Annotated in this window: 10 protein-coding genes; 7 read left to right on the top strand and 3 right to left on the bottom strand. The window is 60.9% G+C overall.

What is annotated here, in order from left to right:
• Positions 1 to 251 precede the first annotated feature (251 nt).
• The 4 genes from VGG64_07630 (at position 252) to glnT (ending at position 5011) form a co-directional block, all read left to right on the top strand.
• On the top strand, positions 252 to 1301 hold the full coding sequence (locus VGG64_07630; protein HEY1599456.1) for a choice-of-anchor A family protein: 1050 nt from the start codon (positions 252 to 254) through the stop codon (positions 1299 to 1301).
• Between the two features lie 204 nt (positions 1302 to 1505).
• Complete coding sequence (locus tag VGG64_07625) at positions 1506 to 2564, top strand: fatty acid desaturase (GenBank protein HEY1599455.1); 1059 nt, start codon at positions 1506 to 1508, stop codon at positions 2562 to 2564.
• A 36-nt stretch (positions 2565 to 2600) separates the two neighbouring features.
• Positions 2601 to 3605, top strand: coding sequence for an alpha/beta fold hydrolase (locus VGG64_07620; protein ID HEY1599454.1), 1005 nt, complete (start codon positions 2601 to 2603; stop codon positions 3603 to 3605).
• Between the two features lie 107 nt (positions 3606 to 3712).
• On the top strand, positions 3713 to 5011 hold the full coding sequence (glnT, locus tag VGG64_07615) for a type III glutamate--ammonia ligase (GenBank protein ID HEY1599453.1): 1299 nt from the start codon (positions 3713 to 3715) through the stop codon (positions 5009 to 5011).
• Between the two features lie 3 nt (positions 5012 to 5014).
• On the opposite strand, the gene VGG64_07610 is transcribed toward glnT, so the two are convergent.
• A complete protein-coding gene (locus tag VGG64_07610; GenBank protein ID HEY1599452.1) occupies positions 5015 to 5458 on the bottom strand; it encodes a hypothetical protein in 444 nt (147 codons plus the stop codon).
• A 306-nt stretch (positions 5459 to 5764) separates the two neighbouring features.
• Between VGG64_07610 and VGG64_07605 the strand changes: the two genes are divergently transcribed.
• From VGG64_07605 to VGG64_07595, 3 genes are all read left to right on the top strand, one after another.
• Entirely contained in the window at positions 5765 to 6616 is an 852-nt protein-coding gene (locus VGG64_07605; protein HEY1599451.1) for an SDR family oxidoreductase, read from the top strand.
• 210 nt (positions 6617 to 6826) lie between these two features.
• Positions 6827 to 8161: a DEAD/DEAH box helicase gene (locus tag VGG64_07600; GenBank protein HEY1599450.1), complete on the top strand. Its 1335-nt coding sequence runs from the start codon at positions 6827 to 6829 to the stop codon at positions 8159 to 8161.
• Between the two features lie 390 nt (positions 8162 to 8551).
• The gene (locus tag VGG64_07595) at positions 8552 to 9748 is read left to right on the top strand and encodes a hypothetical protein (protein ID HEY1599449.1); all 1197 of its coding nucleotides are present in this window, start codon (positions 8552 to 8554) and stop codon (positions 9746 to 9748) included.
• A 39-nt stretch (positions 9749 to 9787) separates the two neighbouring features.
• Here VGG64_07595 and VGG64_07590 read toward each other — a convergent pair whose 3' ends face one another.
• Both VGG64_07590 and VGG64_07585 read right to left on the bottom strand, forming a co-directional pair.
• Positions 9788 to 11167: a hypothetical protein gene (locus tag VGG64_07590; GenBank protein HEY1599448.1), complete on the bottom strand. Its 1380-nt coding sequence runs from the start codon at positions 11165 to 11167 to the stop codon at positions 9788 to 9790.
• Between the two features lie 303 nt (positions 11168 to 11470).
• The coding region (locus VGG64_07585) for a fibronectin type III domain-containing protein (GenBank protein ID HEY1599447.1) at positions 11471 to 12924 on the bottom strand (1454 nt) is incomplete at its 5' end.

The raw sequence follows: 12924 nt of genomic DNA, 5'->3' as shown, positions 1-12924 counted from the left end.
CGCGTTGACTGCCGGTGTAATAACCCTAATCGTCAAAACGCGTAGAACCGCGGGATTTGCGTAGTTTGCACTCGGTGGTATACGCCAGCGGCCCGAGCGAGGGGGTCGCCAAGAATTTAGTCCCTTGTCACACTCGGATAGTGTGAACACAGGAGCCCGAAGGTAGGGCTCCAGGCTATCGCCGACTTGAGGCAGCGTAGCGGGCGGCGATAGTAGTTAGGGCTTGAACGACCTTGGAATGGAGATAGCTAGTGAGAATCTCGAAAATCTGCGCTCGCGTTGTTCTCTTTTTGGCGCCACTCGTATGTGGCGCGGTCGGCGTCTTGCCGGCCCGTGCAGGCTTTGTTGGTCTCGGCCCAGCGGTCGACTTCAACGTCTTCGTCTTCGGCGATGACACGCAAAGCAACACCGACTCCGAAGGTCGCATCGCCGTCGGCGGAAATGCCACCTTCGGCGGCTACACCGTGGCGAGTTCGAGCCCTTCGTCGACCGACAACTTGATCGTCGGTGGCAACTATTCGAACACTAGCAATACCGTGCACGGTGGATTGCTGGTCAACGGCAATGTCACCTGGGCCACACCCTCGCTGACGGGGCGTCTGGCCGTCAATGGTTCTGCCACCTTTACCAGTGGTGGCAGTATCGCCGGACCGGTCAACGTCGTGGGTACATACTCGGCTCCGGGATACTTTCCCGCGAACGCCAATCCGCCCTCGGTCACTCCGCTGCCGTTCAGTTTTAGCGATGTGAAGACCTATCTCGCTGGCGAGTCGAACTACCTGGCCTCGCTGACCCCGAATGGCGTCACGAATGTGACAAACAGCGAGTTGCATCTCACCGCGTCAGGAGCCCAGGGCACCTATATCTTCGATGTACACGGCTCGGACCTTACCAACGCGGCTGGACACGGTTTGTTCATCACGGCCCCCTCGGGCTCGACCGTGATCGTGAATGTCGACGGCACCGCCGATTCGTTCCAGAGCATGGGCATTTCGCTCACTGGTGTCGACAATCAGCACGTGCTTTACAACTTCTCGCAGGCCACTACGCTGGGCATCAACTCGATTGGCATCGAAGGAACGATTCTCGCCCCCTCGGCGGCCATCGCATTCCAAGGAGGCCAGATAAACGGCACCTTGATCGGACAGAGCGTGTCGGGACAAGGCGAATCCCATCTGCACCTGTTCCAAGGGACCTTGCCATCGCAACCTATTCCCGAACCGTCGACCGTCGTGCTCGCGATATGCGGTGCGGCAGGATTGGTGGCAACCCACTGCGCGCGAACTTATCGTCGTAAATAAGTTCGGTAGCTACGCAGTGCAGCAGCGATTTTTTAAAGTCACTAAGAAGTCGCTGCGATTGTTTATACGCTGAGGCGGCATTACAATGACGCCGTCTCTAGTGCCGAATCTGGGTACAGCGGGAGCGCCGCGAGGTGCGTCCCGCGGCCCAGCAGGCGGTTCGGCTCTGGTTCAAGATCGTTCCAATACCTGCTGGGTGTCGCTATGTCTTTTGCGCCGCGCTCCGCCGCGCCGGGCCCATCGACCAATGCTGTTGATGCGACCGCTTCTCCGGATTCCGCTTTCGTGGATGTCGGCGCAGCGGATGTCGGTACGGCCGACATGGGGACCGCCGCTTTGCCCGGCCGCAATGTGCTGGACATCGAAATCGTCCGCTCGTTGAGCCATCGTTCCGACATGCGCGGTTTGCTGCGCTTCGGCGCGCATTTGTGCTGCCTCGTCGCGACTGGGTCGCTGGTGTGGCTATCCCAGGGGACGTGGTATCTGTTGATTCCGGCGATGGCCCTGCACGGATGCGTGATCGTGACCATGTTCGCACCGATGCACGAGTGCGTTCACTACACGGCCTTCAAGTCGCGGCGGCTGAACGATATTTGTGGCTGGATCGCCGGCACGCTGTGCTTTTACAACTCGACGTACTTTCGGCGTTACCACACCTGGCATCATCGGTTCACGCAAGACCACCAGCGCGATCCGGAGTTGGCGACGCCCAAACCGCGTAAGCTGCTTGACTACGTCGTGCATATTAGCGGCATGCCGTTCTGGCTTTGGAAGCCACGCGAGCTGGCCGGAATCGCGGTCGGACGTCTGGGCCGCTACCCGTACATCCCGCCCCATGCCCGCCGTGAAACCACGATCTCCGGTGCTGCGCAGATGGCCGTTTATCTTGCGGCTTGCGCGTATTCAGTCGCTTTCGGTAGTACTTTCCTTTTGTACTACTGGTTGTTGCCCGCGATTTTGGGGCAACCGCTGTTGCGGGCGATCCTGATCGTGGAACACACCGGTTGCAGCGAGGATAGCAACGGATTGACGAACACGCGCACCACTTTGACGATGTGGCCCGTGCGGCTGCTGATGTGGAATATGCCGTTTCATGCAGAGCATCACTTGTATCCGTCGATTCCGTTTCATCAACTGCCGCGCGCTCACAGCCAGCTTGCCAATAACCTGACGCATCTAGCGCCCAGCTATATGGCCGCCAATCAGACCGTGATGCGCTCTCTGCGTGCCGCCCCTGCACGCGGCGATCAAGGGCGCGTCTGACCCGCCGCACAATCCTGTGAGAAGCCTTTGACGTCGATGGAAACCTTCGACCTGCCCGACTTTTCATTGCAGATGGGAGAGCGCCTGCCCCGTGCGCGGCTGGTCTACCAGACATACGGGCAGCTGAACGCGGCAAAGTCGAACGCAATCCTCTATCCCACGTCTTATGGCGCTCAACACCTTGATATCGAATGGTTGATCGGTCCGGATCGCATTCTGGATTCGTCGCGCTATTTTGTGATCGCAGTCAATATGTTTGGCAACGGGCTTTCAACCTCGCCCAGCAACCTGGACGGGCAGGACGCGACGGGAAACATGCCGACATTCACACATGTGGACAACGTTACAGCTCAGCGCCGGCTGCTGGACGAAGTATTCGGCATCGAGTGGTTGGCGCTGGCTTACGGCTGGTCGATGGGGGCGCAGCAAGCACTCCACTGGGGCGCACTCTACCCGGCGCGCGTCCAGCGGATCGTTGCTTTATGCGGTTCGGCCAAGACGTCGCCGCACAACCTGGTGTTTCTGGAAGGGATTCAGGCAGCTTTGTGCACCGATCCGGCCTGGGATGGCGCCAGGTTCCAGCATTTCCCCGAGCGTGGCTTGCGCGCCCTGGGACGTGTTTACGCTGGCTGGGCCTTGTCGCAAGCATTTTATCGCGAGCAGCTGTTCTTGAAGCTGGGCTACGAATCGCTCGAGGATTTTCTGGTGCGCGATTGGGAAGCCAGCTTTTTGCGTCGCGACCCGGCCAATCTGCTGTCGATGATCGAAACCTGGAAACGTTCCGACATCAGCGCGAACGATGTATATCGCGGCGATTTGCGGCGCGCGCTGGCAACGATCGAGGCCCGCACCTTGATCATGCCCTGCGCGACCGATTTGTACTTTACGCCCGAAGATAGCCGCGCCGAGGCACAGCACATTCCGCGCGCAAGATTTCTGCCCATCCCTTCGATCTGGGGCCATCGGGCCGGCAATCCCGCCAAGAATCCTCAGGACGAAGCCTTTATCAGATCCGCGGTGGCAGATCTGTTGAACGATTGATGGTATATGCGACTCGCCGCGACGGCGCACCAGTTTCGAAGCCGAAGACAAGATGCGTGCGTCTCGCACACCAAAATCTGCAGCGGACAACGAGTGAGAGGAACTTGATGTTGTACGAACGAGCCAAGGAATTAGGGATCAAGTATTTCCTGGTTTCGTTTGTGGATCTCTTTGGCACGCAACGCGCCAAGCTGGTGCCGGCCGTGGCCATAGATGATATTTGCAAAACGGGAGCCGGCTTCGCTGGGTTTGCCACTTGGCTCGACATGACTCCGGCAGATCCCGATGTGCTGGCCATTCCGGACGCAAGCAGCCTTATCCAGCTGCCCTGGAAGCCCGAGATTGGTTGGCTCGCTGCGGATCTGTACATGTCCGGTGAACCGGTCGCACAGTCGCCGCGCTACGTGCTGCGGCAATCGCTGGCCCGTTTACAGCGATCGGGATACGAATTACGCACAGGGGTGGAATGCGAGTTCTTTGTCCTTAGCAACGACGCATTGACGATCGCGGATACTCACGATCGGCAGCGCAAGCCGTGTTACGACCAGCAGGCATTGGTGCGGCGCTACGATCTGATTACCGAAATATGCGATGCGATGTTGCAGTTGGGTTGGCAAGCGTATCAAAACGACCATGAGGACGGCAGCGGCCAGTTCGAAATCAATTGGGAATTCGGTCCAGCACTCGTCACCGCCGACCGCCACGCGTTCTTCAAATACATGGTCAAGTCGCTGGCCGAGAAACACGGCCTGCGCGCCACGTTCATGCCCAAGCCTTTCGACGGTCTGACGGGCAACGGGTGTCACGTGCACATGTCGCTATGGGACCGCGAACGAGGCATCAACCTGTTTCACGATGATCATGATGAAGTGGGCATTTCTGCGCTAGGATACAGGTTTATCGGGGGCCTGCTGCACTCCGCTGCAGGGTTGTGCGCGTTGACCAATCCCACCGTCAACTCGTACCGGCGCATCAATGCTCCGGTAACCAATTCCGGCGCGACCTGGTCGCCGAACGTGATCAGTTACGCTGGGAACAATCGAACGCATATGATTCGCATTCCAGGTCCTGGCCGCTGTGAGCTGCGTTTGCCAGATGGCGCGGTGAATCCGTATTTGCTGCCGGCCGTAATTGCCGAGGCCGGTCACGACGGCATTGAGAAGCGCCGCGATCCGGGCCCACGTCTGGGCGCCAACATCTATCGCGATGGGGCGGCGAGTGACACCTTGCCACGGTTGCCGGACAATCTGCTCGATGCCCTGCGAGCGCTGGAGCAGAACACCATTCTGCGCGCGGGAATGGGACCGGCGTTTACTGACGCGTTCCTCAAGCTCAAACGGGCCGAATGGCGCGAATACACGAGCCACGTCTCGCCGTGGGAAGTCGAACACACGCTCGACTGTTGAATGCTACCGCGGCCCGGCTGGACCAAAGCCATAGTTGCCCGGCGGTTGCTGCGTGGCGGGGCGAGCGACCGCCGCCTCGGGAGACCAGCCGCGATAGTTCAGGCGGCATCCGGTCGGACCGCACGTGGCGCCATAGGCTTCGGAAGCGGTGTAAAAGCTATAGCCACCCGGCGCCGGACCCGCCACGCCTGGCGTATTAAAGCCGGCATAGACGCTTGGCAAATACCCGTTGAAGCCGTAGGCCGGATAGCCGCCGTACGAGTAGCCGCCAAATCCGAACCCCACCGGGTTGTAGTTCGCCGGTCGTGGTGCCTGAACTACTGGGGCATAAACGACAGGGTAGGGGGGCGCGACGGGCTGTTGCGCCTGGCATGGTGTGCGCATGGTCAACGTCAAAAGCAGCGCCGCGCCGAGGCTGGCAACTGTTATCACCTGTGAGCTTCGCATGGTCGCTCCTCGCTTCCCGCCACTGGCCGGGCGCTAGTCGAAACACCGGGCACGCTATTCCGCCTGGGAAACATAGCTGCCAATTACAACCTTGGCAATTTGTCTTAAAACACGCGGTAAAACAGGCACGTTGGGCGACTGGGTCAGGACGCATCGGGCACCTCTTGGGAATTTGCAAGCAGTCCCTCGCCACGGCAGTTATCGTTTGCTGCCTGTGCAATCCGTCGCGCCGGACAGCAAGTTCGAGTATGCTAGCGAACAGTTGACACCGGCTCGCAACGCACGACGTGCGGAGAATCATTCGCCATGCCGACACCTAACACCGCCCCCGCCGTTTTAGTTACCGGCGCCGGTTCCGGCATTGGTGAAGCGTGTATCAAGCGGCTATCGAGCATGGGATGGCGTGTGTTTGCCGGCGTGTTTGACGACGCGCAGCGCCAGCACGTCGAACAAAGCCAGCTGCCGGGCGTGACGCCGATCGTGCTCGATATCACCAATGCCACGGCGATCTCGGCCGCCGCGCAAACGATCGGTACCGAGACGGGAGATCGCGGCCTCGCCGGCCTGGTAAACAATGCCGGGATCGGCGTGATGGGGCCGCTCGAGTTCGTACCCATCGATCGATTGCGGTTGCAGTTGGAAGTAAACCTGATTGGTCACGTGGCGGTGACGCAGGCCTGCTTGCCCCTATTGCGCAAGGCCACAGGCAGGATTGTGAACATTTCGTCGCTGGCCGGCCTGATGAGCATGCCTATGTTGGGGCCGTACAGCGCGTCGAAGTACGCGCTCGAGGCCGTTTCCGATGCGTTGCGGCAGGAATTGGCACCATCGAAGGTGCACGTCGCCTGCATCGAACCGGCATTGATCGACACGCCGATTTTATCAGGCAGCGAGCAAGCGGCGGAGTCTGCCTTATCGGCAATGCCGCGCGAAGGGCGCGAATTGTATTGGCCCTTTTTCGAGCGCATGCAGCGGACCAGCGCAATCAATGCCAAGGCCAGCCCGCCGGATGTCGTGGCGCGGGCGGTCGTTCATGCGCTGACGGCGTCGCGACCAAAAACGCGTTATATCGTGGGCGCCATGCGTTGGCAGTTTTTCGTATTGTCGAAGCTGCCGGACCGCCTGCGCGATTGGGTGGCCAATAAAATGTTTCGCTAGCAGAGGAAAACGGGGCGGTTACCGCGGCGATTCGTCCATTCGTGGCTGCGCTCTGGGCTGGTCTTTCCCGCAAAACATGCTAAACTGTAAGCATCTTGATCCTCTCGGCGATCTTATTGGCCATTGGATTACTGCCAGGTCCAATGGTTTTCTGAGAACGCGACTCGCGTTCATCTCATTCGGTCCTGGGACACTCTGCAAGGACTCCGAATGTCGTTCGAAGAACTCGGGCTGGCGCCGCCCCTGCTGCGCGCTGTGACTGCGGCTGGCTACACAAACCCTACTCCTATCCAAGCGCAAGCGATCCCGCATGTACTGGCCGGACGCGACATGCTGGGGTGTGCCCAGACGGGCACCGGCAAGACGGCGGCCTTCGCACTGCCGATCCTGCATCGGTTGACGCATGCCGGCAATCCGCCGCGTGGCAACGGCCGCCGTATTCGCGCCCTGGTGCTGTCGCCGACGCGCGAGTTGGCCTCACAGATTCGCGAGAGCTTTCACACCTATGGCAACCATACGGCGCTGCGCTATTCGGTGATTTACGGTGGCGTAGGTCAACGGCCGCAAGTGCAAGCTTTGCGTAACGGCGTCGACGTGGTCGTGGCGACTCCGGGCCGGTTGTTGGACCTGATGAATCAAGGGCATGTCGATCTGGGAAGCGTCGAGATTTTTGTGCTCGACGAAGCCGACCGCATGCTGGACATGGGCTTTCTGCCCGATCTGCGTCGGGTAATCGCCAAGCTTCCGGTCAAGCGTCAGACGTTGTTTTTCTCGGCCACCATGCCGGCGCCGATCGAGCAGTTGGCTAACGCCATCTTGCGAGACCCGGCCCAGGTGCGCGTGGCGCCGGTCAAGGCAACCGCGGAATTGATCGAGCAATCCGTCTGCTTCGTACCGCAACGAGAGAAGACGCGTTTGCTCACCGAGATGTTGAAGAAAAACCAGGTCACGCGGGCACTTGTCTTCACGCGTACCAAGCACGGGGCCGATCGCGTCGTGCGGCAATTGATGCAATCGGGTATCAAGGCTCAGGCGATCCACGGCAACAAGAGCCAGGGAGCGCGACAACGCACCTTGGAATGCTTCAAGTCCAACCGGCCGCCGGTTTTGGTGGCGACCGATCTCGCCGCGCGCGGAATCGACGTCGATAATATCTCGCATGTCTTTAATTTCGACCTTCCCAACGAGGCCGAAACGTACGTACACCGCATCGGACGCACGGGCCGGGCGGGCTCCTCGGGAATTGCCGTGGCGTTTTGCGACCCGGGCGAGCGATCCTACCTGCGCGGCATCGAGCGGCTGATTCGCCGGGCGCTGGTGGTAGACTCCGAAAACTCTGTGGCCTCTGTGCCGGCGGCCCCTGGCAATCAACCTCGGCCCGCCAGCCATGGGGGCGAGCGTCAGCAGTCTCGCCCCGGTCGAGGGCAAGGAAACCGCCGGTTCGACAAGCAGGCACGCGGGGCGCCGTCGGGCCAAGGCCAAGCTAACCAAGGCCAGGGCCAACGTCGTCGCCGTCGCCGTGCGACGGCCGCAGCACGTGGCTAAAGCAGTGGGCAATGCAATCGAAACGTGCTAGCTGCACCGCCATGCACTTGTGGCATGGGTAAATCGTGCGAGTCCCACGTCGGGCGCCGCCGATAACTAGAAAATTCCTATGCGCTGCTGCTGCGCCCGCCAAGGCCGTGCCAGCACGAAATATCGCTATCGAGCGCCAGCGACGTTCGTGCTATCATCTGCCGCGCGCGAAGGGGTGCCTCGGCCAGGATTGGGCCACACGTCCGTCGCAATCAACGTTGTATCGCCGACGAGTCCAGCGCGGACGAATTGCCCGTACGCCGTGCTGTGGAAATTCGTACGGCATGGGCCGTGAGCTCGGCAGGATGCCGTATGAACCGCCAACTCTGCAGCGTTGCTTGGCGGCTTCATTGTGTCGTGATGTTATGGCTTATGCTGGTGCCCACGGCATGGGGACAGAACGACCCGGCCGACCACGAGCCGCCGCGCCTGCCACCTCCAAATCCCAGCGTCTATTTGCGTGTGCTGCCAGGTGAGAGCCTGAAGGCGGCGCCGTCGAGCTCGATTCCGCCAGAGCCATCCGTCGGACCCGTCTTGCCGCAGGTTGCCAGATCTGGCGCGCCGAACAGCGCCCTGGCACCAGCAGCGTCCGGGATGTCGCAACTGGCCCGCGGCGCTAGCGAACTGTGGATGGTGAGCACGCGGCGTTTGGTTCCGAATGTGAGCGACGGTTCACCTTACTTTGCGCCCGACGTCAGCCGCTACGTCGGAGGGCGCGGCTGGGTGCCGTCGTCGCTCGAAGAGCTGGTGCGCACGCCGCAGGGAACATCGGCCACGACCGTCTTCGTACACGGTAACGACACCAATGACGAATTCGCGGTGCGGGGTGGCACAAACCTGTTCTCCGAACTATTGGGAAATCCGACGGCTCCCGCGCCGCCGACGCGGTTCGTCGTTTGGTCCTGGCCTAATGAGCCAACCACGCTGCGCGTTCGCAAGATTGCGCAAGCCAATGCCGGCCGCGTCAATGTCGAGGGCTATTACCTGGCAGCATTTTTGCAACGCACCGTAGGACACCACCCGACAGGCGTCGTCGGGTACAGTTCCGGCGCGGGCGTCGTGACGGGTGCCTTGCACGTTTTGGGCGGAGGGACGCTAGTCGGTTATCGATTGGCATCCGCGCCGTTGCAGTCAGCGGGTATCCATGCTGTATTGCTCGGAGCGGCAGTGCCCAATGAATGGTTGTATCCTGGCCGTTTGCACGAGCGTGCCCTATCGCAAGTCGAAAAGCTAGTCATTACCGTCAACCCGGCCGACTCGGTGCTGCGTTGGTATCCGCTGCTATGGGGTAAAGGAGGCCCCGGGGCACTGGGCGCCACCGGTATTCCTAATGTGTCACTGCTAGGCAGTGAACAGTCGAAAGTCGTGCAGCTGAACGTGCAGGGAGACCTCTCTAATCGGCACAGTTGGCGATATTACGCGGTTGCGCCGCAAGTCATCTCACTGCTGCGTCAGGAGGTATCTGAATTGCCCGCCACCAGCATGGCCGGCGCTATGCCTCGGCAACGGTACGCGCGTATGCCACAGGAGATCCCGTCGAGCGAGCAACGTCGCTGACCCGGTTTACGACCCCTGATCACCGCACCTGGAGCGGCCTCACGATTCCGTGCGAATGGTGGTGCGCAGTTGCTCGATGTAGGCATCGAGAATGGCCTGCTGCTGAGCGGCGCTGAAAACGCGTGGGTCAGAGCGGGCGCACACGGCTAAACGTCCGGCATAGGCATGCACGGCGAAAGAAACACGCGTGTCAGGGCGGATGGGCGCGGCGCCCGAGCCTCGTTCAAATACCAAATCGCCGCAAATCTTGTGTCCGTCGCTGTCGGGCAAGGGAACATTGTCAAGGCCCGTCCCCAAGTTGCTGAAGATGGCCGTCGCAAACGGCCAGTCCCGGCTGAGTGACCAGCGCAGCAAATTTGGCCAGATGCAAAATAGCCGCAAGCCGGCCTCGAAATACCGGCCGCGCTTTTGCTGCTTGATCTCGGCCATTTCGTCATGAACCGAAGCCAACAGCGCCGCGCGATCCTGGCAATCACGCGCCCAACGACTGAGAAACGAGAAGCTGAAGACGTTGGTCGCCGGCATGCGATAATCTTCTCGCCGACGGAGATTCGTAGGGACCAAAATACGAATTTGCCGCCGGGCCTCACTGGTCCCGCGGTTCCAGGCCGTAAGCATCAAAAAGTAGTCGCGCACGAAGAGATCGTTGAGCATGACCTCGAGTTTGCTGGCCACGCGCGACAGCTCGGCCGTCTCGAACTCGGTCAGATGATGGACCAGATCGTTGGGGCCGGCATTGACACCGCTCGTATTGACGGCGGGCGCGGCATGATCGCTGACGATGGCCGCACGACGGTAGTTGAGTGGCAATGTCACGCGTGCCAAGCGAACCAGATCTACCAGCTTTACGCCTCGTTTAAAGAGCTGATGCCCGTCGCGATTGCGCAATCGCTCCGGTTCGAGCTTACGCCAAGGTAGTGGGCCACGCGCGCCGCTGGCCAGATGCGCATAGGCCACGAACAGATCCGAGATGAATAGAAATGCCCCCATGCCATCGACCGCGCAGTGATGAAAATCGAACAGCCAATCGATCTTGTCGTGCATCTGATTGATGCGCATCTGCATCCCGCCGGACGCCGCGGCGCCCACAGACATGCCGCAGGGCTCGGTGGTCCACTGAATGCGAGGGATTTCGCCCGCAGTCCATGTCGGCCAGCCGCGCCGATCGCACTCGATCTGAGCCGAAAGAAAAGGATGTCGAGCGTGCGTTAGCTGAAACGCTCGTGCGAATGCCTCGCGGTCGAGCAGTCCATGGGCCTCCAATCGCACAGGAAAGGCCGACGCGTATTCGGGACGATCCTCAAGATAATAATAAAACTCAAATGGAGTAAAGGGTAAGGGAAATAGCTGGTCAGTAGCGTCATCATTCGCCAAATGGCGCAAATCGAATTCCGTCGTAACATCTGGCTTAACGGACATGAAGACTCACTGCACTGCGCCGGTCGGTGCCCAAATAGTTATGATCGTTTGCCGGAGGCCCAACTGTCGAGCCAAAAACTGATTAGCCCGCTGGTATGGGTGCTTTTTAGACTGGGCAAACGCCATGCCGTACATTGGGAGGGCTCGGCTCTATCCTGGGAAAAGTGCCCTCTTCCGGCCGCAGCCCAGGGGGGAAAATCGCGCAGGCGGGCTGAAAACCGCGGCGACATGTCCCTGCACGGGACGGGCCGAGGACCGCCGCGGCAGGTGGCAGGCGGTTAATACCCCTGGGACCGTGTGGTTTTAGAGAAGCCAGTTCCTGGCCTGGGACTGCGTTGCCGTCTGGGCGAACAGCACGTCGGCCAGATGCGCCGCACTGAATAGGGGCGTCGACACGCTCGCCCAACCCGAGGCAGCCTGGCTGGTGCCATTCGTGGCCACAATCGCGAAATACGAAGTTGTGCCCGGCGACAGACCCGAGATCGTGACTGACGTCGTGCCCGAGCCCACCGAGCCGATCATGACTCCTTGGGATCCATTCCAGTAATAGATCTGGTATGCGGTGGCTCCCGTGGCAGCGCTCCACGACACGGTTGCTGTGGTTGTCGAAGTTGCCGTGGCCATGACGTTGGCTGGCGCCGAAAGGACTGTTATCGCGGCCAGCGTCTTGACGCTTACCCAATTGGTCGGCGCGCTGGAAACGGAATTGTAAGCGCTGACGTAGAAGTACGACGTCGCACCGGCGCTGAGACCGCTGATCGTGGTCGAGGTTGTGCTGGCGCCCAGGCTGGCGACTTGCACGGCCTGGCTGCCGTTCCATTCGTAGACACGGTAACCGGTCGCCCCGGGCGAAGCGCTCCAAGAGAGCTGTGCGGTCGTGCTCGAGGTGGCCACGGCTTGGAAGTTTGCGGGCGCCGAGACCACGGCAGACACGGTTGCAGCGGGTGTCGCAACGGCGATCCACGGCGTGGCCGCTGCGCCGGCCGAGTTCACCGCCACGAGGTTGAAGTCGTACGTCGTGCCCGCCGCGAGTCCACTTACCGTGGCCGAGGTAGTTCCGGCCGCGAATGAATTGATTTGCACGGCCTTGCCGTTTTCAAACTCGTACAGGTCGTAGCTGGTGGCGCCGCTCGAGGTCGCCCAACTGAGGCTGACCTGCGTGCTGGAAATGGCATTGCCGGTGAAGCTGGTGGGGGCCGCGGGGGCGCTGCTGGTTGTACCCCCCGTCGTGCCCGACGAGCCGCCGTAAGCAGCCAGGTAGGGAATTAGCAAGTTCGCGACGGGGCTGCCCAGCCCGGTGGCCAGGTCGTAACCTGTGCCGGCCGATTGAAATTGGGTGCTGCCGCTGGTGATGTCATGGAAATCAGCGGCCGGCGCGGCATAAATCGCCGCCAAGGTTTGCGACGCCCCGTTGAGCGTGCTTTCGCCAGCCAGCGCGCGCCCTTGGTCGGCGATGGCCACCAACGCCGCCCATTGCGGTGCGCCAGCGCTTGTGCCGCCAATGCTGACCCAACCTTGATCCGGGCCAAAGGTATCGTAAACGGCCATCCCTACGCCGGCGTTGTAGGCCACGTCAGGCACCTTGCGGCCTGGAAACTCCTGGCTGACACCGCCGCCGCCGCTCCATACCGACCCGTCGCTCGTCGTGGGAAGCCAGGCCGTTTCGCTGCTGATCGAACCGCTGCTCGTTAAGTGCAGGTCCGTCCCGCCGACGGCCAACACATTGGGCGATTCGGCAGGAAAGCTGGGTACGCCAT

The sequence above is a fragment of the Pirellulales bacterium genome (genome assembly GCA_036490175.1).
Taxonomy (GTDB): domain Bacteria; phylum Planctomycetota; class Planctomycetia; order Pirellulales; family JACPPG01; genus JACPPG01.
Note: the sequence above shows the minus strand (reverse complement) of the source record. Positions and strands in the feature narration are given on the sequence as shown.